Annotated in this window: 21 protein-coding genes; 10 read left to right on the forward strand and 11 right to left on the reverse strand. The window is 62.7% G+C overall.

Annotation, left to right across the window (positions count from 1 at the left end):
* Nucleotides 1-138: 138 nt before the first annotated feature.
* Nucleotides 139-483 (reverse strand): cupin domain-containing protein, encoded by a 345-nt coding sequence (locus I8746_RS15270; RefSeq protein WP_003251579.1) that lies wholly within the window; start codon nucleotides 481-483, stop codon nucleotides 139-141.
* A gap of 96 nt (nucleotides 484-579) precedes the next feature.
* Nucleotides 580-1518 carry a CDF family Co(II)/Ni(II) efflux transporter DmeF gene (gene dmeF / locus I8746_RS15275; protein WP_012053717.1) on the reverse strand — a complete coding sequence of 313 codons (939 nt, stop codon included), beginning with the start codon at nucleotides 1516-1518 and terminating at the stop codon, nucleotides 580-582.
* Between the two features lie 70 nt (nucleotides 1519-1588).
* On the opposite strand from dmeF, the gene I8746_RS15280 reads away from it, so the two are divergent.
* On the forward strand, nucleotides 1589-1864 hold the full coding sequence (locus tag I8746_RS15280; RefSeq protein ID WP_003251584.1) for a metal/formaldehyde-sensitive transcriptional repressor: 276 nt from the start codon (nucleotides 1589-1591) through the stop codon (nucleotides 1862-1864).
* A gap of 106 nt (nucleotides 1865-1970) precedes the next feature.
* Here the strand turns inward: I8746_RS15280 and I8746_RS15285 are convergent, their stop codons facing one another.
* Nucleotides 1971-2852 (reverse strand): LysR substrate-binding domain-containing protein, encoded by an 882-nt coding sequence (locus I8746_RS15285; protein WP_012053716.1) that lies wholly within the window; start codon nucleotides 2850-2852, stop codon nucleotides 1971-1973.
* Between the two features lie 77 nt (nucleotides 2853-2929).
* On the opposite strand from I8746_RS15285, the gene I8746_RS15290 reads away from it, so the two are divergent.
* Nucleotides 2930-3694 carry a sulfite exporter TauE/SafE family protein gene (locus tag I8746_RS15290; RefSeq protein ID WP_003251587.1) on the forward strand — a complete coding sequence of 255 codons (765 nt, stop codon included), beginning with the start codon at nucleotides 2930-2932 and terminating at the stop codon, nucleotides 3692-3694.
* Here I8746_RS15290 and I8746_RS15295 read toward each other — a convergent pair.
* Nucleotides 3684-3998: a putative quinol monooxygenase gene (locus I8746_RS15295; protein WP_003251589.1), complete on the reverse strand. Its 315-nt coding sequence runs from the start codon at nucleotides 3996-3998 to the stop codon at nucleotides 3684-3686. The genes I8746_RS15290 and I8746_RS15295 overlap by 11 nt on opposite strands.
* Before the next feature lie 163 nt (nucleotides 3999-4161).
* Here I8746_RS15295 and I8746_RS15300 point away from each other — a divergent pair, with 163 nt between their 5' ends.
* The 3 genes from I8746_RS15300 (at nucleotide 4162) to ggt (ending at nucleotide 7617) form a co-directional block, all read left to right on the forward strand.
* Nucleotides 4162-4752, forward strand: a complete 591-nt coding sequence (locus I8746_RS15300) for an NAD(P)H-dependent oxidoreductase (protein ID WP_012053714.1) — start codon at nucleotides 4162-4164, stop codon at nucleotides 4750-4752.
* Between the two features lie 183 nt (nucleotides 4753-4935).
* Nucleotides 4936-5832, forward strand: a complete 897-nt coding sequence (locus I8746_RS15305; RefSeq protein ID WP_161775102.1) for a LysR family transcriptional regulator — start codon at nucleotides 4936-4938, stop codon at nucleotides 5830-5832.
* Nucleotides 5833-5949: 117 nt separating this feature from the next.
* Entirely contained in the window at nucleotides 5950-7617 is a 1668-nt protein-coding gene (gene ggt / locus I8746_RS15310; protein ID WP_012053713.1) for a gamma-glutamyltransferase, read from the forward strand.
* 121 nt (nucleotides 7618-7738) lie between these two features.
* Here ggt and I8746_RS15315 read toward each other — a convergent pair whose 3' ends face one another.
* Nucleotides 7739-9658 (reverse strand): methyl-accepting chemotaxis protein, encoded by a 1920-nt coding sequence (locus I8746_RS15315; RefSeq protein WP_012053712.1) that lies wholly within the window; start codon nucleotides 9656-9658, stop codon nucleotides 7739-7741.
* Nucleotides 9659-9829: 171 nt separating this feature from the next.
* Nucleotides 9830-10720, reverse strand: coding sequence for a neutral zinc metallopeptidase (locus I8746_RS15320; protein ID WP_003251596.1), 891 nt, complete (start codon nucleotides 10718-10720; stop codon nucleotides 9830-9832).
* A gap of 199 nt (nucleotides 10721-10919) precedes the next feature.
* Here I8746_RS15320 and pcaH point away from each other — a divergent pair, with 199 nt between their 5' ends.
* Together pcaH and pcaG are read left to right on the forward strand one after the other, a co-directional pair.
* Nucleotides 10920-11639 carry a protocatechuate 3,4-dioxygenase subunit beta gene (gene pcaH / locus I8746_RS15325; protein ID WP_009682255.1) on the forward strand — a complete coding sequence of 240 codons (720 nt, stop codon included), beginning with the start codon at nucleotides 10920-10922 and terminating at the stop codon, nucleotides 11637-11639.
* A gap of 10 nt (nucleotides 11640-11649) precedes the next feature.
* On the forward strand, nucleotides 11650-12255 hold the full coding sequence (pcaG, locus tag I8746_RS15330; RefSeq protein ID WP_003251601.1) for a protocatechuate 3,4-dioxygenase subunit alpha: 606 nt from the start codon (nucleotides 11650-11652) through the stop codon (nucleotides 12253-12255).
* 187 nt (nucleotides 12256-12442) lie between these two features.
* Here the strand turns inward: pcaG and trmA are convergent, their stop codons facing one another.
* From trmA to I8746_RS15345, 3 genes are all read right to left on the reverse strand, one after another.
* Nucleotides 12443-13528 (reverse strand): tRNA (uridine(54)-C5)-methyltransferase TrmA, encoded by a 1086-nt coding sequence (gene trmA / locus I8746_RS15335; protein ID WP_012053711.1) that lies wholly within the window; start codon nucleotides 13526-13528, stop codon nucleotides 12443-12445.
* Nucleotides 13525-14820: an NCS2 family permease gene (locus I8746_RS15340; RefSeq protein ID WP_003251606.1), complete on the reverse strand. Its 1296-nt coding sequence runs from the start codon at nucleotides 14818-14820 to the stop codon at nucleotides 13525-13527. Before I8746_RS15340 ends, trmA begins: the two co-directional genes overlap by 4 nt.
* A 229-nt stretch (nucleotides 14821-15049) precedes the next feature.
* Nucleotides 15050-16270, reverse strand: a complete 1221-nt coding sequence (locus I8746_RS15345) for an MFS transporter (protein ID WP_003251608.1) — start codon at nucleotides 16268-16270, stop codon at nucleotides 15050-15052.
* Nucleotides 16271-16614: 344 nt separating this feature from the next.
* Between I8746_RS15345 and I8746_RS15350 the strand changes: the two genes are divergently transcribed.
* Genes I8746_RS15350 through I8746_RS15360 form a run of 3 tightly spaced genes read left to right on the forward strand, consistent with a single transcriptional unit; the run spans nucleotide 16615 to nucleotide 19227 of the window.
* A complete protein-coding gene (locus tag I8746_RS15350) occupies nucleotides 16615-18051 on the forward strand; it encodes a cytochrome ubiquinol oxidase subunit I (protein ID WP_003251610.1) in 1437 nt (478 codons plus the stop codon).
* A gap of 3 nt (nucleotides 18052-18054) precedes the next feature.
* Nucleotides 18055-19062 carry a cytochrome d ubiquinol oxidase subunit II gene (cydB, locus tag I8746_RS15355; protein ID WP_003251612.1) on the forward strand — a complete coding sequence of 336 codons (1008 nt, stop codon included), beginning with the start codon at nucleotides 18055-18057 and terminating at the stop codon, nucleotides 19060-19062.
* 9 nt (nucleotides 19063-19071) lie between these two features.
* Nucleotides 19072-19227 carry a DUF2474 domain-containing protein gene (locus tag I8746_RS15360; RefSeq protein ID WP_003251614.1) on the forward strand — a complete coding sequence of 52 codons (156 nt, stop codon included), beginning with the start codon at nucleotides 19072-19074 and terminating at the stop codon, nucleotides 19225-19227.
* 105 nt (nucleotides 19228-19332) lie between these two features.
* Here the strand turns inward: I8746_RS15360 and I8746_RS15365 are convergent, their stop codons facing one another.
* Both I8746_RS15365 and I8746_RS15370 read right to left on the reverse strand, forming a co-directional pair.
* Nucleotides 19333-20457: a methyltransferase gene (locus tag I8746_RS15365; protein ID WP_012053709.1), complete on the reverse strand. Its 1125-nt coding sequence runs from the start codon at nucleotides 20455-20457 to the stop codon at nucleotides 19333-19335.
* A gap of 96 nt (nucleotides 20458-20553) precedes the next feature.
* Nucleotides 20554-21261 (reverse strand): autoinducer binding domain-containing protein, encoded by a 708-nt coding sequence (locus I8746_RS15370; RefSeq protein ID WP_012053708.1) that lies wholly within the window; start codon nucleotides 21259-21261, stop codon nucleotides 20554-20556.
* Between the last annotated feature and the right edge of the window lie 71 nt (nucleotides 21262-21332).

Raw genomic sequence — 21332 nt, forward strand, 5'->3', positions numbered from 1 at the left:
CCAGAGGGAAGGGCGCCTGCTCCGCGATTTTTTTCGTCCACGCCCACAGGTATTGCGCGGCCGTTGTAGGCGCGGGTTCACCCGCGAATGCTGCAGATGCCTCACCGCCGCATTCGCAGCTAAACCCGCGCCTGCAAATTAGGCGAAGACGAAATACTTACGTACAGTCTCGACCACTTCCCAGGTACCTTTCATGCCTGGCTCGATCACGAACACATCACCTGCTTTCAGGTGTTTCGGTTCTTCGCCTTCCGGGGTGATGATGCAATAGCCATCGAGGAAGTGGCAGAACTCCCATTTATCGTAGTTGACCTCGAACTTGCCCGGGGTGCAGATCCAGGTGCCCATGATCTTGCTGCCGTCGGCCGACAGGTAGGCATTGAGGTTGACGGTGTGCGGATCGCCGCCGATGCGCTTCCACTTGGTGGCGTCCACGACCGGCGTCGGGCAGGTTTCGCGCAGGACGGTGATGAAATCGGACATGGCACAACTCCTGGTGACTGGCTGAATGACGGGTCACCATAGGCCCAACGGCCGCGCAGCAGTTGCCTGGGCTCGACGTCCAGGTGTCTGGTCGCGCTATGGCAGGCGGTTTACCTCGACAGTGATGTGCGCCAACTCTTCGTGCACGGCCAGGGCCTGGCGCACGCCGTCGGCATTCAGTGTGGCCTGGGTGGCCAGGCCAAGAATGCAGGCGTACTGGTCCCTGCCCACCCGCCAGACATGCAGGTCGGTGATACTGGCCGGCGCCGGCAATTGCGCGACCACTTCGCGGATTTCCGCCACAACCGGGGCGTCCATCTCGGCGTCCAGTAACACTCGCCCGGTATCGCGCAGCAGGCCACGGGCCCACAGCGCGACCAGCAGCGCACCGACGAGGCCCATCGCTGGGTCGAGCCAACTGGCGCCCCAGAACTTGCCGGCCAGCAAGGCTGCAATGGCCAGCACCGAAGTGGCGGCATCGGCCATCACATGCAGGTAGGCCGAGCGCAGGTTCAGGTCGTGGTGGTGGTGGTGATGGTGATGGTGATGATCGTGGCTGTGAGGGTGATGGTCATGATGATGGTCATCGCGTAGCAGCCAGGCGCAGATGAGGTTGACGGCGAGGCCCGCCACGGCAATCAAGATGGCCTCGTCATAGTGGATCTGTCCCGGCACCAACAGCCGTTCCACCGACTGGAACGCCATCAGTCCGGCCACGCCCAGCAATAGCAATGCGCTGGAGTAGCCGCCGAGAATTTCGATCTTCCAGGTGCCGAAGGCAAAGCGCCGGTCACCTGCATAGCGCCGAGCGGCAGCGTAGGCCAGCAAGGACAGGCCAAGTGCCAGGGCGTGGGAGCTCATGTGCCAGCCGTCGGCCAGCAGCGCCATGGAGTTGAAGTACCAGCCTCCGGCAACCTCCGCCACCATCATCACTGCGGTCAGCCAAACCGCCAGGCGGGTTTTGCGCTCAGCGCCCAGGTTGCTGGTGTGGAACTGGTGGCTGTGCTGCCAGCGGTCTGAGGTTTGTGTCGCCATGGTTTATCATGCTCCCGGAAGATCGAGAAAAATACTATACCCCAGTATACCTAGCATGGCGTGAAACCCAATGGCACATACCCTGAAGAGCAAGAAGCAGCTGTTGACCCGGGTGCGCAAGATCAAAGGCCAAGCCGCCGCCCTGGAGACGGCGCTGGAGCAGGACAAGGACTGCCTGGCGATCCTCCAGCAGATCGCTGCCGTGCGCGGCGCGGTGAACGGGCTGATGGCCGAGGTGATGGAAGGGCACATCCGCGATCACCTCGTGGCGGACGGCCTGAGTGCCGAGGAACGGCAGGACGAGGCAGACAAGGTGGCAGCGTTGCTGCGTTCTTATCTGAAGTAGGAGGTCGCCGTACCCTTTCACGAATACCCCAGGGGGGTATCAATACCTTCACGGTCCGAGCGGTACGCGAACGCGTTTGTGGAAGCAGGCGTGCCAGCGAAGGCTGTCAGTGGGTAAGGGTGGATACCAGTCCGGCGGCATAGCCTGGTAATGCCGCGAAATCCCGCGCGCACACCAGCAGCCGGCGGTTGGCCCATGGCTCCTGCAGCGCCACCCAGTGCAACGGCAGCATCCCTTGCCAGCGCTGCACCGCTGCCAGCGGCACCACCCCGATTCCGGCCCCGCCCGCGACCATGCGGATCACCCCATCAAACCCCTCTGCTCGTACCCGAACCTGCATGCGCTGCCCCTCGTGCAGCGCTTGCTCTTCCAGGTACAACCCCAGTGCACTGCCGGCCCCCAGGCCGACATAGCCATGGGCCAGGCTGTCGACGAAACTTGGCGCCAGCGCACTGGCCAGTGGGTGGCCCTGTGGCGTCACTAGCACCAGCGGGTCGTCTCGAAACGGCCGGGTCTGCAGGTGCTCGCTGGGGGCGGCTGTGGACACGATGCCCAGGTCGGCCATGCCTTGGGTAATTGCCTGCACGATGCGCAAACTTGGCAGCTCTTGCACATCCACGCTGACTCCAGGGTTTTCAGCCAGATAGCTGGCCAGCAGTTCGGGCAAGTATTCGGTCAGCGCTGCGGTGTTGCACAGCAGGCGCACCTGGCCTTGCTGGCCTTGCGCGTACAGGCCCAGGTCGAACTGCAGGCGTTCGACTTGCTGCGTTATCAGCCGTGCATGCTGCAAGAGTGCTTGGCCAGCCGGCGTTGGTTGTACGCCACGGCGGTTACGTTCCAGCAAGGGAATGCCCAGCGATGCTTCCATGGCGCGGATGCGCGCACTGGCCGCTGGCAGCGACAGATGGCTGCGGTCGGCGCCGGCGGTGATGTTGCCGCACTCCAGGGTGTGCTGAAACAGCTTGAGGTCGATCAGGTCGAAATGCATGTGGCTCTGTCCGGGCAAGAGGCTGGCTGAGTATATGGCAGATTCTCACGTCGCCCGGGGCACGGCATCATCGGCCCATGACTACCTTGCTCGCGTTTTACCAGAACATTGGCCCGGCACTGTCGTTGCTGGTTGTACTGACCTTCCTGCTGGCGGGCGCAGTGAAGGGGGTCATCGGCTTGGGCCTGCCCACCATTGCCATGGGCCTGTTGGGCCTGGCTATGCCACCGGCGCAGGCTGCCGCGTTGTTGATCGTGCCCTCGACACTCACCAACCTGTGGCAGCTGGCCAGCGGCGGGCATCTGCGAGGGTTGTTGGTCCGCCTGGGGCCAATGCTGGCATTGATCGTTGTCGGCACCTTGCTGGGTAGCGCCTGGCTGGGAATCAGCAGTGGCCCCTGGGCTGGGCACGCGTTGGGGGCCGCCTTGCTGGTCTACGCGTTGTATGGGGTGGTCGGCCCGGGCCTGCAGGTGGGCCCGGGACACGAGCGCTGGCTGGGACCGCTTTGCGGGCTGGTCACGGGTGTGGTCACGGCGTCGACCGGAGTGTTCGTGATGCCAGCGGTACCTTACCTGCAGAGCCTGGGCTTGAGCCGCGAGCAGTTGATCCAGGCCTTGGGCCTGTCGTTTACGGTGTCGACCCTGGCCTTGGCCCTAGGCCTGGCCGGGCAGGATGCCTTGGGGGGCCAGGCGTTGGGGGCGTCGCTGCTGATGCTGGCGCCGGCTTTGCTCGGCATGCTGGCGGGCCAGTGGCTGCGTCAGCGGATCAGCGCGCTGCTGTTCAAGCGTTGCTTTTTCATCGGGTTGGCCGCACTCGGCGTCCATCTGCTGATCAACGGCTAGCGGACGAAGCGCTGAGCATGTCGACCCTCTGGATATCGAAATCGCGCTCCAGGTAATCCATGCGTTTTTCGAAGAAGGCAGCCATGTGCGGGAGGGCCGAGTGCACGTCCAGCGCGGCCTTGTCGGCCCACACTTCGAAGAACACAAACAGGCTCGGGTCCTGCTGGTCGCGCAGCATGTGGTATTCGATGCAGCCAGGTTCCTGGCGGCTTGGCTCGACGTAGGGACGGAACAGGTTTTCGAACGCATCAGCCATTTCCGGGCGGGTCTTGGCTTTGAGGATAAAGGCGAACGGCTCACTCATGGGGCGCTACTCGGTGATGGGGGGTGACGCTATTCTACGGCAATAATGTATTGCTCATTCGTGACTTCTGGTCAATTGTATTTTGCCCCGTCACCGCTGTATCCCGCCCCCGCGAGCCTCTAACCTGCCGGCATCAATTTTTGACTCGGCCGTGGAGGCCAGCATGAAAAAGATCCTTCTGCTCAATGGTGGTAAACAGTTCGCTCACTCCGAAGGCCGTCTCAACGCGACCTTGCACGAAGCGGCTATCGCTCACCTGGACCGCGCCGGCTTCGATGTGCGCCAGACGTTCATCGATGGCGGCTACGATGCCCAGGAAGAGGTAGAGAAATTCCTCTGGGCCGATGTGGTGATCTATCAGATGCCCGGCTGGTGGATGGGCGCGCCTTGGACCGTCAAGAAGTACATCGACGACGTGTTCACTGCCGGCCACGGCAGCCTGTATGCCAATGATGGCCGTACCCGTTCGGACCACTCGCAGAAATACGGCAGCGGTGGTTTGGTGCACGGCAAGCAATACATGTTGTCGCTGACCTGGAATGCGCCGCAGCAGGCGTTCGATGACCCCAGCGATTTCTTTGAAGGCAAGGGGGTGGATGCCGTGTACTTCCCGTTCCACAAGGCCAACCAGTTCCTGGGTATGACCGGCCTGCCGACCTTCCTGGCTGTGGATGTGATGAAGCGCCCGGATGTGCCGGCGGCGTTGGCAGCTTATGAGGCCCATCTGGACAAGGTGTTTGGCAAGGCACAGTAATTTTTTGCCTGGACTGGCCTTGCCGCGGGCTTGCCCACTCCCACAGGTATTACGCAGGTTTCAAGGACTTTGCAGTATTTGTGGGAGCGGGCAAGCCCGCGAAGAGGCCCGTTCAGGCGCCGCTGGACTTGGCCTCGACAAGCGGTTATCTAATCCTTGCACAGACCAACCACAGGCCCTGATGTGAAAACCCGATCTGAAGAACTCCAGGTATTCGTCGCCGTCATCGACTGCGGCTCGATTTCCGCTGCTGCCGAGCAGATGGGCCAGACCCCGTCTGCCGTCAGCCGCACCCTGTCGCGCCTGGAGGGCAAGCTGGGCACCACGCTGGTCAACCGCACCACCCGGCGCATGGACCTTACCGAAGAGGGGCGCTACTTTCTTGAGCGCTCGCGGCTGATCCTGCAGCAGATGGACGAGATGGAAGAGCGTCTGTCGATGAACCGCCAGACCCCGACCGGGCGATTGCGCATCAATGCCGCTGCGCCGTTCATGCTGCATGCCATCCTGCCGTGGATTGGCGAGTTCCGCCGCCAGTACCCGGGCATCGAACTGGAGCTCAACACCGACGACCTGATCATCGACCTGCTGGAGCAGAGCACTGATGTGGCGATCCGCATCGGAGAGCTGGCCGACTCCAGCCTGCACGCGCGCAGCCTGGGTTGTAGTCCGGTGCAGGTGCTGGCCAGTCCGGCCTACCTGGAGCAGCACGGCACGCCACGGCAGGTCGAGGAGCTGGCCAACCACAGTCTGCTCGGCTTCAGCCAACCGGAGTCGCTCAATCATTGGCCGCTACGTCACGCTCAGGGCGATCGCTGGAGCATCCGCCCGGCGTTGGTTGCTTCCAGCGGCGAAACCCTGCGCCAGCTGGCGTTGGCCGGGGAGGGCATCGTCAGCCTGTCGCACTTCATGACCCACGAAGATATCCGCACAGGGCGCCTGCAGGTGCTGCTGAGCGAGGCCAACAATGGCTACCGTCAGCCGATCCACGCGGTGTATTACCGCAACACCCAGTTGGCACTGCGTATCCAGTGCTTCCTGGATTTCATCCAGCGCAAGCTGGCGATGTACGCCTGCTGAGTTGCCTGATCGCGACAAATCCTGTCCACAGGCGGCGAAACTTCCGACGGTTGATTGCACAGTCGAAGCGCTTCGGCCTTACTGACTGCTCAACAAAAACAACACCAAGGAAGTGTCATGCGTATTGTCCCTTTCCAGTATCTGGCTCTCGCAGCCGCGATCCTGAGCTGTTCCTCGGTTTACGCCGCCACCCTGGAGGGCGGCGCGGTGGCCGCCCCCGATCAATATGGTGCACAGGTGGCCGCCGATATTCTGAAAAAGGGCGGCAACGCGGTGGACGCGGCAGTAGCGACCGCCTTCACCCTGGCGGTGACGTACCCAGAGGCCGGTAATATCGGCGGTGGCGGCTTCATGACCCTGTTTGTCGATGGCAAGCCTTACTTCCTCGACTACCGCGAAGTCGCGCCCAAGGCCGCCACGCGCAACATGTACCTGGACGACAAGGGCGAGGTCATCGAGAACCTCAGCCTGGTCGGGGCACGCGCCGCAGGCGTACCCGGTACGGTAATGGGCCTGTGGGAGGCGCACCAGAAGTTCGGCAAGCTGCCCTGGAGCGAGTTGCTGACCCCGGCCATCGGCTATGCGAAAAATGGCTTCAAGGTGGCGGAAAAGCAGTACCAGTACCGCAACGATGCCCAAGGCATGTTCAAGACGGCGACCAACTTCAACGATTACTTCGGCAACATGAAGGTCGGCGAGCTGTTCAAGCAGCCGGAAATGGCCCAGACCCTGGAGCGTATAGCCGACAAGGGCGTGAGCGAGTTCTATCAAGGCAAGACCGCCGATTTGCTGGTGGCGCAGATGCAGGCTGACAAAGGCCTGATTACCAAAGATGACCTCAAGGATTACAAGGCGGTATGGCGTGAACCGATGGCCGTGAGCTGGCGTGGCAATGTGGTGTATACCGCGCCACCGCCGAGCTCAGGCGGTGTGGCGCTGGCCCAGTTGCTGGGCATCAAGGAAGACCGCGCGGCCGACTTTAAAGGTGTGGCGCATAACTCGGCGCAGTACATCCACCTGCTGGCCGAGATCGAGAAGCGGGTGTTCGCCGACCGCGCCGATTACCTGGGCGACCCGGCCTTCACCAAGGTGCCGGTGGACCAGCTGGTGGCCAAGGATTACCTGGCCAAGCGCGCAGCCCAAGTCAACCCGAAGGCCATTTCCGACACCGACAAGGTCAAGCCGGGCCTTGAACCGCACCAGACCACGCATTTCTCGATCGTCGACAAGCAGGGCAACGCGGTCAGCAATACCTACACCCTCAACCTCGACTATGGCAGTGGTGTGGTGGTGAAGGGCGCTGGTTTCCTGCTCAACGACGAGATGGATGATTTCAGCGCCAAACCGGGGGCGGCGAACGCCTTTGGCGTGGTCGGTGGTGATGCCAACGCGATCGAACCAGGCAAGCGCATGCTGTCGTCGATGAGTCCCAGCCTGATGACCCGCGATGGCAAGGTCGAGCTGGTTATCGGTACCCCGGGTGGTTCACGGATCTTTACCTCGATCTTCCAGGTGATGAACAACCTGTACGACTACGGCATGCCGCTGGACAAGGCGGTGGCGGCGCAGCGCGTGCACCATCAGTTGCTGCCCAAGGACACCATTTACTTCGACAGCTATGCGCCACTGACCGGGCCGGTAGCTGATGAGCTGAAGAAGATGGGCTATGTGCTGGAGGACCAGGGCTGGGAGATGGGCGACATCCAGGCGATCCGCGTCGATGGGGCGAAGCTTGAGACCGCTTCCGACCCACGTGGGCGTGGGGTAGGGATGATCGTCAAGTAGTACCTGTCAGAACGCCGGGAGGGCTTTGCCCTCCTATCGCGACACAAGGCCGCTCCCACGAGGACCTGCGTTGGGGCCTTGTGTCGCGAAAGGGCCGCAAAGCGGCCCCAGGTTCCAAAGGTCAGACGCGGAACTGGCTGACCAGTGTCTGCAACTGCCCACCCAACCGCGCCAGCTCCACACTCGACGCTGCCGTCTCGTCACTGGCTGCTGCGGTTTGCTCTGACACATCACGCACATTCAGGATGCTTCGGCTGATCTCTTCAGCCACCGCACTCTGCTGCTCTGCCGCCGCAGCAATCTGCTGGTTCATCGACTGGATGCTCGATACCGTACTGGTAATACTCTCCAGCGATGACCCGGCCTTTCGCGCCAGTTCAACGCTGCTGTCGGTCAGGGTACGGCTGCCCTGCATGGCATTCGCCACTTGCTGGGTACCGTGCTGCAGGCTGGCAATCAGCTCTTCGATCTCTTCGGTAGACTTCTGCGTGCGCTGGGCCAGGCCGCGCACTTCGTCGGCAACCACGGCAAAGCCACGGCCTGCCTCGCCGGCACGCGCTGCCTCGATCGCTGCGTTGAGCGCCAGCAGGTTGGTCTGTTCGGCCACCGACTTGATCACGTCCATCACGCTACCAATTTTCTGGCTTTCCTGCTGCAGCAGGTTCATGGCCTCGGTGGAGCGGTGCATGTCTTCGGCCAGGCGTTCGATCTGGCCAATCGCTTCGCCCACCACGCGGTCGCCGGCACGGGCTTCGTCATCGGCACCTGTAGCTGCATGTGAGGCCTGCTCGGCATTGCGCGCCACTTCCTGAACGGTCGCGGCCATTTCGTGCATGGCGGTGGCCACCTGGTCGGTCTCGACTTTCTGGCTGTTGGCGCCCGCGCTGGTCTGTTCGGTGACTGCCGACAGCTCTTCGGCGGCGCTGGCAATCTGGGTGACGCCATCGCGGATGCCGCTGATCAGCTCGCGCAGGGTGGTGCCCATGCGCGCGATGCCTTGCTGCAGCACGCCCAGTTCGTCACGGCGGGTGACGCGCATGTGCTGGGTAAGGTCGCCACTGGCGATTTTTTCCACGGCCACCAGGGTGTCTTGCAACGGGCGGGTGATCTGGCGGGTGATCAGCACCGCCGCCAGTACGCCGACCAGCAGCGCCAGCAGTGTGGCGATGGCCTGCAGGCTGCGGGCCTGGGTACTCTCGATGTCACGGCGCTCTAGCTGGATCTGGTACAGCGCGTCACTGCGCTTGACGATGTCGGCGCCCTGCACGGTCATTTCGGCGCGCGAGGTGGTGATGTTGGCAACCGCGTCGCGGAACTGGCGTACGGCGTCACGATAGGCCAGTACCGCGTTTTCGAACTGTTGCAGGCGCGTATCTGCGCTGGGCAGCTGGCGCTTGAGATTGTCGGTATCGGCCAGTGCTGCATCCAGCTGGCGCAAGGCGGCCTGCTCGTTGGCGCTGCTGTTCTCGGCGATGTAGCCACGCACATCGATGCGTACCTGCAGCAGCTGCTGGCGGGCCTTGCTGATCAGCTGGTACTGGGCCAGGCGCACGCTGTCAGCCTCGGGGCGAGCCATCACCTCCTGGCTGAGCGCATCCATGGCCTGGTCGGCGCGAATGGCCGAGCTGTCCATGGAAACGCGCGCTGCGCGGGTGGCGTCGTAGCCCTGGCGCATCTTGTTCAGCGACAGCTTGTAGGCACTGATGGTATCGCCCAGCTCACCCAGCAGCTTGACGTTCTCCGGGCTTTTGAAGGTGGTGGCCAGGTAGGCCTGCTGCTTGCTGAATGCGTCCAGCTTGGCCAGGGTGTTGGCGGCGGCGGTATCGTCGCCGTTGGCGATCATGTACTGCAGGCGCGCAATGCGCAGATCGGTGAGGTCCTTGTTCAGCTGGCCAATATCGCCCATCCAGTTGCTACGGTCGATCAGGCTGCCCAGGCTGGTCCAGCCGGTGAGGGCTAGCAGGCCAGTGAGAACCAGCACCAGGCCGAAGCCCAGGCCGAGTTTAAGGTTGACGCTGATGTTGGCGAACCAGCTGTTCATGCACGCTCTCCAGAAGTTGATTTCGCTCTCTTGATCTTCGATCGCCAGGCGTTTTTGTTCTGGATGCCCGCTGATTCGTGCAGGGGTTATCGGCCATGATTGGGGAAGCTGAAACGCTTTTTCAGCAAAATGTCAGCAAGCGGTCTCACTCGGTCCCTGTTGCACCGCGTATCAGAGGGTGCGTGCACTGAAGGTGTCGCAGCGGTTCACTTCACCTTCGGCAAACCCGGCCTTGAACCAGCGCACCCGCTGCGCCGAGGTACCGTGGGTGAACGAGTCTGGCACTACGCGCCCGCGGCTTTGCTGCTGCAGGCGGTCGTCGCCGATTGCATTGGCCGCATTCAGCGCTTCCTCGACATCGCCTGGCTCCAGCCAGTTCAGGCGTTTCTGCGCCTGGTAGGCCCATACCCCGGCCAGACAGTCGGCCTGCAACTCCTGGCGCACCAACAGGCCGTTGTCGCCCTCCATGCGCTGGCCAGCGCGTCGTGCGGCGTCGACCTTGGCCGAGACGCCCAGCAGTGTCTGCACATGGTGACCGATTTCATGGGCGATCACGTAGGCCTGGGCGAAGTCGCCAGCTGCAGCGAAGCGGGTTTCCATTTCACGGAAGAACGACATGTCCAGGTACACCCGCTGGTCCGCCGGGCAATAGAACGGCCCAACCGCTGCCGAGGCAAATCCGCAGGCCGAATTGACCTGGCCGCTGAACAGGACCAGTTTGGGGTCACGGTATTGTTTGCCGGCCTCGGCGAACAGGGCTTTCCAGGTGTCTTCGGTGTCACCCAGAACCGAGGCGACGAACTCGGCTTGCTGGTCGTTGGCCGGTGGCGCCTTGCCGCCCGCACCACTGGGCGCCGTCTGCTGTTGTTGTTGCTCCATCTGGCCGGCAAGCTGGCCAAGAATCTGCAACGGGTCCTGCCCGGTGAGCCAGCCGATGCCGACGATCAGCAGGATTGCCCCAAGCCCCAGCCCCTTGCCGCCGCCGAAACGCATGCCGCCGCCGCCACCTTCGCCTCGGGCATCGACCACGTTGTCGCTGCGTCGGCCTTTTCGCCATTCCATGAATGCTCTCCGAGCGTGAAACAAGAAGACAAAGATTAGTTCACGAAGGTGGAACCTGTCAGGCCGAGGCGTTTATCCATAACCATTTGGTTATGTATCAAGGGGTCGATTTCAATGTTCATCGCCCGCGACCTGCCGGAAACTGTAAGTCCGCCTGCCACACTCAGGCGTTCTCATAATTCCAAGAGAGGAAACCGGCATGCCCGCCCAGGACAACAGCCGCTTCGTGATCCGTGATCGCAACTGGCACCCTAAAGCCCTTACGCCTGACTACAAGACCTCCGTTGCCCGCTCGCCGCGCCAGGCACTGGTCAGCATTCCGCAGTCGATCAGCGAAACCACTGGTCCGGACTTTTCCCACCTGGGCTTCGGCGCCCACGACCATGACCTGCTGCTGAACTTCAATAATGGTGGCCTGCCCATTGGCGAGCGCATCATCGTCGCCGGCCGTGTCGTCGATCAGTACGGCAAGCCTGTGCCGAACACTCTGGTAGAGATGTGGCAAGCCAACGCCGGCGGCCGCTATCGCCACAAGAACGACCGCTACCTGGCGCCGCTGGACCCGAACTTTGGTGGTGTTGGCCGGTGCCTGACCGACCGCGACGGCTACTACAGCTTCCGCACCATCAAGCCGGGCCCGTACCCATGGCGCAACGGCCCGAACGACTGGCGCCCGGCGCATATCCACTTCGCCATCAGCGGCCCATCGATCGCCACCAAGTTGATCACCCAGCTGTACTTCGAAGGTGACCCGCTGATCCCGATGTGCCCGATCGTCAAGTCGATCGCCAACCCGCAAGCCGTGCAGCAGTTGATCGCCAAGCTCGACATGAGCAACGCCAACCCGATGGACTGCCTGGCCTACCGCTTCGACATCGTGCTGCGCGGCCAGCGCAAGACCCACTTCGAAAACTGCTGAGGACCCCGCCATGCCAATCGAACTGCTGCCGGAAACCCCTTCGCAGACTGCCGGCCCCTATGTGCACATCGGCCTGGCCCTGGAAGCGGCCGGCAACCCGACCCGCGATCAGGAAATCTGGAACCGCCTGGCCAAGCCAGACGCACCAGGCGAGCACATTCTGCTGCTCGGCCAGGTGTATGACGGTAACGGCCACCTGGTGCGCGACTCGTTCCTGGAAGTGTGGCAGGCCGACGCTAACGGCGAGTACCAGGATGCCTACAACCTGGAAAACGCCTTCAACAGCTTCGGCCGCACCGCCACGACCTTCGATGCCGGTGAGTGGACGCTGCACACGGTCAAGCCGGGTGTGGTGAACAACGCTGCGGGCGTGCCGATGGCGCCGCACATCAACATCAGCCTGTTTGCCCGTGGCATCAACATCCACCTGCACACGCGCCTGTATTTCGATGATGAGGCCCAGGCCAATGCCAAGTGCCCGGTGCTCAACCTGATCGAGCAGCCGCAGCGGCGTGAAACCTTGATTGCCAAGCGTTGCGAAGTGGATGGGAAGACGGCGTACCGCTTTGATATCCGTATTCAGGGGGAAGGGGAGACCGTCTTCTTCGACTTCTGAGGTGAAGCTTGGGGCCGCTCTGCGGCCCATTCGCGGGCAAGCCCGCTCCTACAACGATCTGCGTATGCCGAGCAATGGCTGTGCACCGAGCAATCGGCTGTACGCTGAGCAATGGGCTGTACGCCGATCAATGTAGGAGCGGGCTTGCCCGCGAATGGGCTGCAAAGCAGCCCCGGCAATACAACGATCAGCGCCGAACCAGCAGAACCCCACTCTCCATATGGTGGGTGTACGGGAACTGGTCAAACAATGCACAGCGCTCGATGCGGTGGGTGTCCTGCAACTGGGCGATGTTCGCTGCCAGCGTTTCCGGGTTGCACGAGATGTACAGGATGCGTTCGAAACGCCGGGTCAGCTCGCAGGTATCCGGGTCCATCCCTGCCCGCGGTGGGTCGACGAACACGGTACCGAACTGATAACTCTTCAGGTCGATGCCTTCCAGGCGACGGAACGGCCGCACCTCATTCAGTGCCTGGGTCAGCTCCTCTGCCGACAAGCGTACCAGCCGCACGTTATCCACAGCGTTTTCGTCAAGGTTGCTCAGTGCGGCATTGACCGACGTCTTGCTGATTTCGGTGGCCAGCACCTGGCGTACACGCGTGGCCAGCGGCAGGGTGAAGTTGCCGTTGCCGCAATACAATTCCAGCAAGTCATCCTCACGATCGCCCATGGCCTCGAAGGCCCAGCTGAGCATCTTCTGGTTCACTGCGCCGTTGGGCTGAGTGAACGCACCCTCCGGCTGGCGGTAACTGAACACGCGGCCAGCCACATCGAGTTTTTCCACCGCGTAGTCGCGGCCGATAACCAGGCGCTTGCCCTTGGAACGGCCGATGACGCTCACCCCCAGCGCTTCAGCCAGTTGCCGTGCTTCCACTTCCCAGGCCTCGTCCAGCGGGCGGTGATAGCACATCGTGATCATCGCATCGCCAGCCAGGGTGGTGAGGAACTCCACCTGGAACAGGCGGTTGCCCAGTTCTTCGCTGGCCTGCCAGGCTGCCTTCAGGCGTGGCATCAACGCGTTGATGCGTTCGCTGGCAATGGGGAAATCGTCGATCAGGATTGCTTTGTGCTTCTCGCCTGGGGCGAACATGGCGTAGTGGCGCTGGCCATCCTCGCGCCACAGACGGAACTCGGCGCGCAGGCGGTAATGCTCGCGCGGTGAGTCGAAAACAGCCGGTTCCGGCGCGCCGAATGGCGCCAGCAGCTCGCGCAGCCGGGCCACCTTGGCGTCCAGTTGGGTGGCGTAGGAGGAGGGGTCGAAAGCAGCACTCATGCGTTGAACCAGCCTAGCTTGATGACGAACAGGATGGAAAGGATCACCAGGGCCGGGTTCAGGTCGCGACGGCGGCCGGAAATCAGTTTGACGGCGGTCCAGGCGATGAAGCCGAAGGCGATACCATTGGCGATCGAGTACGTCAGCGGCATGGCCAAGGCAGTTACCACCACCGGTGCGGCTTCGGTGACGTCGTCCCAGTTTATTTCCGCCAGGCCCGAGGCCATCAGCACCGCGACGAACAGCAGCGCCGGAGCGGTGGCGAACGCCGGCACGCTGCCGGCCAGGGGGGCGAAGAACAGCGCCAGCAGGAACAGCACGGCAACCACGATGGCCGTCAGGCCGGTGCGGCCACCGGCGCTCACACCCGCAGCGGACTCGATATAGCTGGTGGTGGTCGAGGTGCCCAGCAGGGAGCCGGCCATGGCGGCGGTGCTGTCGGCGATAAGGGCGCGGCCCATCTTCGGCATGTGGCCGTCCTTGCCCATCAGGCCGGCGCGCTTGGCCACGGCGATCAGGGTGCCGGAATTGTCGAACAGGTCGACGAACAGGAACGCGAAAATCACGCTGATCAGGCCCACATCGAGGGCACCGGCGATGTCCAGCTGCAGGAAGGTGGGTGCCAGCGAAGGTGGCATCGACACGATCCCGCCGAACGGCGTGACGCCCATGGCGATCGACGCGACGGTGACGGCCAGGATACCGATCAGCACCGCGCCGCGCACTTTCAGCGACTCAAGGCCGACGATCAGGAAGAAGCCCAGTGTGGCGAGAATCACCGACGGCTGCTTGAGGTCGCCCATGCCCACCAAAGTGGCTGGGTTATCGACGACGATGCCGGCGTTATGCAGGGCGATCAATGCCAGGAACAGGCCGATCCCCGCGGCAATCGCCGAACGCAGCGGCAGCGGGATGCTGTTCACGATCCACTCGCGGATGCGGAAGATCGACAGCAGGAAGAACATCACCGCCGACAGGAACACGGCTCCCAGTGCCACCTGCCAGGTGTGGCCCATGTGCAGCACCACGGTGTAGGTGAAGAATGCGTTCAGGCCCATGCCCGGTGCCAGGGCGATCGGGTAGTTGGCAATCAGGCCCATGGTGGCGGAGCCGATGGCCGCTGCCAGGCAGGTGGCGACGAAGATCGCGCCCTTGTCCATGCCGGTCTCGCCGAGGATGCTCGGGTTGACGAACAGGATGTAGGCCATGGCCAGGAAGGTGGTGACGCCCGCGAGAATCTCGGTGCGCACGTTGGTGTTGTGTGCTCTTAGTTGAAACAGCCTTTCCAGCATGCCCGCTCCCCAAGGCGCCCCCGGCGCCATGAATGTATCGACCCCATCAGCAAAGCACAGACCGTACCGGATGCTGTGGTTTTGTGTGGGGAGGAAAAAAGCCGCGCATGATACCAGCATGCATGGCGGGGGCCTATGGCCGTTGGGGAATGGGTTTTTCTGGCCCTGCGCGGGTAACGTCCCCTGCAGGCGCGGGCTTGCCCGCGAACAGGCCGGCACGGGTGACGCATCACCCGTTATGCAACCGATCCCGCTTGGCCAGGGTAGGGAACAGTTTTATCCACACCCCGGTCACCACCAAAGTGCCCACCCCGCCCAGCACTACCGCCGGCACTGTACCAAACCAGTGCGCGGTCACCCCCGATTCGAACTCACCGAGCTGGTTCGAGGCACCGATGAACAAGCCGTTCACTGCGCTCACCCGCCCACGCATTTCATCCGGTGTCTCCAGCTGCACGAACGAGCTGCGAATGACCATGCTGATCATGTCTGCCGCACCCAGTACCACCAGTACCGCCAGCGAGAACCAGAACGAGGTCGACAGGCCGAAGGCGATGGTCGCCACGCCGAACACGCCGACCGCAGTGAACATCGTCCGCCCGACGTTGCGCTGGAACGGGAAGCGCGCCAGCCAGAGCGACATCAGCAACGCCCCCACCGCTGGCGCCGAGCGCAACAGGCCAAGCCCCATCGGACCGGTCAGCAGGATGTCTTTGGCAAATACCGGCAGCAACGCGGTGGCCCCGCCCAACAATACGGCGAACAGGTCCAGCGAGATGGCGCCGAGGATGTCGGGCCGGCTGCGAATGAAACGGATGCCAGCCAGCAGCGATTCGATGCTGGCGCGTCCGCGCTGGGCGACCTGGCCGTGCGCCTGCAGGCTCAGGGTCAGCACGCAGGCAATGGCGTACAGGGCCACCGTCGGGCCATACACCCACATGCTGCCAAAGGCATACAGAAAGCCGCCCACCGCCGGCGCCACGATGGTCGCCGACTGGGTGGCCGAGGCCGACGCCGCCACTGCCCGCGGGAACAGCCCGGCCGGTACCACGTTGGGCAGCAGCGCCTGGGTTGCCGGCATTTCGAATGAGCGGGTGGCGCCGAGCAGGAAGGCCAGGGCAAAGATCAGTTCGCGGGTGACGTTGTCGGTGGCACTGCCCACTGCCAGCGCCAGGGCAATCAGCCCCTGAAGGCTTTGGCACAGGGCGGCGACCTTGCGCCTGTCATAGCGGTCGGCGACATGGCCGGTGTGCAGCATGAACAGCACCCGTGGGGCGAACTCGACCAGGCCGACCAGGCCCAGGTCCAGGACGTTGCCGGTCAATTGGTAGAGGTGCCAGCCGATGGCCACGGTGAGCATCTGGAAGCCGCTGGCGGTGAACACGCGGGCCAGCCAGAAGGCCAAAAAAGGACGATGGTGACGCAACAACTGCGGTGCGGAATCGGACATCGGAAACCAGGGGCCTCGGCGCAGTAGAGGGGGTGCGCAGCGTATCACCTGTTTGTAACAAACGGTTACTGTTTGCTCTGTTCGGCACTTTTCTACTGTTAATTAAAGAGGGTGAGGCAACAGGTCACGCGGCAATCCACCACACGGCCCACCGGGCCATTCGGGACTATGCTTCCTAGCATTAATTGATCTGGGTCAATCGTTCCAGATCAATGAAATGGCCGTCTGGCCGGAATCCCTGCGATCGAACAGAACAATTCCAACACGCCGTACTCGACCCAGTGGGGGCAGTGGGCGACTGAGGCCACAAGCCCGGACGCCGGATTATCTGAAGAGGAAGCACCATGTTCGGAATAGAGGCCTTAGAGCTCGCCCGAATGCAGTTTGCCTTTACCGTGTCGTTCCACATCCTGTTCCCGGCCATCACCATTGGCCTGGCCAGCTACCTGGCAGTCCTCGAAGGCCTATGGCTGCGGACCCACAACCAGGTCTACCGTGACCTCTATCACTTCTGGTCAAAGATCTTCGCCGTCAACTTCGGCATGGGCGTCGTCTCCGGCCTGGTCATGGCCTACCAGTTCGGCACCAACTGGAGCCGCTTCTCCGACTTTGCCGGCGCCGTCACCGGCCCGCTGCTCACCTACGAAGTACTGACTGCGTTCTTCCTCGAAGCCGGCTTCCTGGGCGTCATGCTGTTTGGCTGGAACCGCGTCGGCCGTGGTCTGCACTTCTTCTCCACGGTGATGGTAGCGCTCGGTACGCTGGTCTCGACCTTCTGGATTCTCGCCTCGAACAGCTGGATGCAAACCCCGCAAGGTCACGAGATCATCGATGGTCGGGTGGTGCCGGTGGACTGGTTTGCGGTGGTGTTCAACCCCTCCTTCCCCTACCGCCTGATGCACATGGCCACTGCCGCGTTCGTGTCCACCGCGTTCTTCGTCGGTGCCTCGGCGGCCTGGCACCTGCTGCGCGGGCGTGACAACCCGGCCGTGCGCAAGATGCTGTCGATGGCCATGTGGATGGCACTGATCGTCGCCCCGATTCAGGCAGTGATCGGCGATTTCCACGGCCTCAATACCCTCAAGCACCAGCCGGTGAAAATTGCCGCGATCGAAGGCCACTGGGAGAACGTGCCCGGTGAGCCGACGCCGCTGATCCTGTTCGGCATTCCCGACATGGAGGCCGAGACTACCCGGTTCAAGATCGAGATCCCGGCGCTCGGCAGCCTGATCCTGACTCACAGCCTGGACCAGCAGGTGCCGGCGATGAAGGAGTTCCCGCCTGAGGACCGGCCTAATTCGACCATTGTGTTCTGGTCGTTCCGGATCATGGTCGGGCTTGGTTTCCTGATGATCTTCGTTGGCCTGTGGAGCCTGTGGTTGCGCAAACGCGGCACGCTGTACAGTTCACGCCCGTTCCTGCATGTGGCCCTGTGGATGGGCCCATCCGGGCTGGTCGCGCTGCTGGCCGGCTGGTTCACCACCGAAATTGGCCGCCAGCCCTGGGTGGTGTACGGCCTGATGCGCACGGCGGACGGTGTTTCCAACCACAGCTACGCCCAGCTCGGCTTCACCCTTGTGGCGTTCGTGGTGGTGTACTTCGCCCTGTTTGGCACCGGCCTTGGCTACATGATGCGCCTGGTACGCAAAGGGCCGCAGACCGGCGAGGGTGACGAGCACACACCGGGAGGCCCAGGCCAGAAACGCACGCCGGCACGGCCTTTGTCCGCCGCCGATGATGGCCGCGAGGCCACCTCTGCCAGCCTGAACGAGGGGAACTGAACCATGGGTATCGACCTTCCACTGATCTGGGCCGTGATCATCATCTTCGGCGTCATGATGTACGTGGTGATGGACGGATTCGACCTGGGGATCGGCATGCTCTTCCCCTTCGTCAAGGGCGAGCAGGACCGTGATGTCATGATGAACACTGTCGCGCCGGTATGGGACGGCAACGAAACCTGGTTGATCCTGGGCGGTGCCGGACTGTTCGGTGCCTTCCCGATGGCGTATGCCGTGGTCCTCGAGGCCCTGTACCTGCCCCTGATCCTGATGCTGATCGGCCTGATTTTCCGAGGCGTGGCCTTCGAGTTCCGCTTCAAGGCCAAGGCCGACAAACGGCACATCTGGGACAAGGCTTTTATCTGGGGTTCGCTGATCGCCACCTTCTTCCAGGGTGTGGCGCTGGGCGCGTTCCTGGAGGGGTTCAAGGTGGTCGACCGGCATTTTGCCGGTGGCACCCTGGACTGGCTGACCCCATTCAGCCTGTTCTGCGGGCTGGGGTTGATCGTGGCCTACACCTTGCTGGGTTGCACCTGGCTGATCATGAAGACCGAAGGGCCGCTGCAGCAGAAGATGCACGATATGGCCCGACCGCTGGCGCTGGTGCTGCTGGTGGTGATCGGTATCGTCAGCCTGTGGACGCCCATCGCCTACCCGCAGATTGCCGACCGCTGGTTCAGCATGCCCAACCTGATCTGGTTCATGCCGGTACCGCTGCTGGTGCTGGTGACCTTCTACGGGTTGCTCAAAGCGGTGGCACGCAACGCGCACTACACGCCGTTCCTGCTCACGCTGGTACTGATCTTCCTTGGCTACAGCGGCTTGGGAATCAGCCTGTGGCCTAACATCATCCCGCCGTCGATTTCGATCTGGGATGCCGCAGCGCCACCGCAAAGCCAGGGCTTCATGCTGGTGGGTACCCTGTTCATCCTGCCGTTTATCCTGATGTATACCTTCTGGAGCTACTATGTGTTCCGCGGCAAGGTCACCCACGAAGACGGCTACCACTAGGAGGGCCGCATGATGGCTGGCAAACATGGTTTGGAAGACAAGAAACCGCTGTGGCAGCGACTGGGTTGGCTGTTGCTGATCTGGGCAATGAGCGTCGCAGCGCTGGGTGTGGCGGCCTGGGTGATGCGGCTGTTCATGGGGGCGGCGGGGCTGACCACACATTGATAAAGAGCGGCAGCGGGCTTGCCCGCGAAGCAGGCAACGCGCTAGATGGCACCGGCGTTGCCGGTGTTCGCGGGCAAGCCCGCTCCTACGGGTGCGGTGGCGCGCTTACTTGCGGGCTTTCAGAATGACGAACTTGGGCGTTGCCGCCACCTGCTCCACTCCCCGGAACAACCGCGCCAGCTTGCTGTGATAGCCCAGGTGCCGGTTACCCACGATGTACAGCGCCCCACCTACCACCAGCGCTTCACGCGCCTGCTGGAACATGCGCCAGGCGAGGAAATCGCCCACTACCTGCTGTTGATGGAACGGCGGGTTGCACAGCACCACATCCAGCGACTGCTTCTCCAGCCCGGCCAGGCCATCGGCCGCGAAGAAGGTCGCCGGGCGCTCGCCCAACGCTGCCAGCCAGTTCTCCTGCGCCGATTGCACTGCCATGTACGACTCGTCGACCAGGGTGTACTCGGCCTCCGGATTGGCCAGGGCGCTGGCGATTGCGAGCACGCCGTTGCCGCAGCCCAGGTCTGCCACCCGCGCACGGCCGAGGTCGCGTGGTAGATGCGGGAGGAACGCCCGCGTCCCGATATCCAGGCCTTCACGGCAGAACACGTTGGCGTGGTTGATCAAGTCAAGTGCCGGCACGTCGAGGCGGTAGCAGCTGGGGTAGGGGGACTTGGCGAGCGGCCGCTCGGCAACCGTTGCTGTCAGCAAACGGGCCTTTTTCAGGGCCAGCGAAGCCTGTACGGGGCCGATGTACTTTTCCATCAGGTCGCCGGCCGCCCGCGGCAGGTGCTTGATCATCGCACCGGCAATCACCTGCGCACCGGGTGCCAACTGGCCTTGCAGGCGGATCAGTTGTTCTTCCAGCAGGGCCAGGGTCTTGGGTACACGCACCAGCACCCGGTCGAACGGGCCTTGCCAGTGTTCGCTGGCCGGTACGAACGGCACACTGTCGAACGGCAGGCCATTGCGCGCCAGGTTCTTTTCCAGGGCCAGGTGCCCCAGGTGCGAGTCACCGCTGCTGACCACCTGCAACTGGCCCGCCAGGCTGGCGGCCAGGGCACCGAAGCTGTCATTGAGCACCAGTACCCGGCAATTGGCGTCGGGTGCCTGATCGTGTAGCTGCGCAAGCAGGTACTCGTCGGCGGCATCGAAGGCCTGCAACGGGTCGTTGGCCTGCTCCGGCTGGCGGATCAGGTCGAGTTCGGCATAGGGGGTGGTCAACAGGGGCATGGCGTCTGGCTCGGGTACGAAACTGCCCGTTGCGGTTCGCGCCGGGCTTTGCCGGGCGATTCTACAGGGCTTTGCCCGAGGTCGCAGGTTCGAAGATCAGATCCAGCCACGCAAGGCGGCAATGGCAATGGCTCCGGCCTTGTTGGCTGCGTTGGTCTTGGTGATCACGCTGCGGATATGGAAATTGACCGTGCTTTGCGACAGCGAGAGGATGGAGGCAACATCGGCAGCGGTCTTGCCGGCGGCAGACCATTTCAGCACTTCCAGTTCACGCTCGCTCATTTTCGGCTGGGGTGGGCATAGGGCGTTCAGGTGGTGCTCGCCCAGTACAGCGTGAAGGGTGTGGCACAGCCACTGCACACTGCCGGCTTTGTCGTACAGCTCGAGCATATCGATGTGGCCGTTTGGCCGAGCGACACTGATCTGGCTCTCGTTGTGCTGCTGATCGTGAAGCGACTGTGTCCAGCCGTGGCGCAAGCCATGCTGGCAGGCCGTTTCGCGAAATTGCGGAGCTTCCTTGTACAGGTCATCGGTCCACAGCACCGGCATCGTCGAGCTGTGACTCAGGTTCGCTGCCGGGTCCTGCTTGTAGAAGTCGTCGCGCTGGTAGCGTTCGATCCACTCACTTGGGTAGTTGCTGTAGAGGTACAGCCTTGGCGTTTGCGTAGCGATCTGAATGCGGATGTTCAGCCCAAGGTAATCCATGTCCAGGTCCTGAGCCAGATGGACTGCAATGTCGAATAGCTTCTGCGGGCTGCGTTCGCTGACGAACGCATGAAGATACTCGGGTTTCCAGTGAAGCATCTGAAACACTCCTTCGGGTGCACAGGATCCAATCCGTTTGAGTACCCGGATGATTGTAGGAAAAGACCTAC

The organism is Pseudomonas sp. USTB-Z, assembly GCF_019691255.1.
Lineage (GTDB): Bacteria > Pseudomonadota > Gammaproteobacteria > Pseudomonadales > Pseudomonadaceae > Aquipseudomonas > Aquipseudomonas alloputida.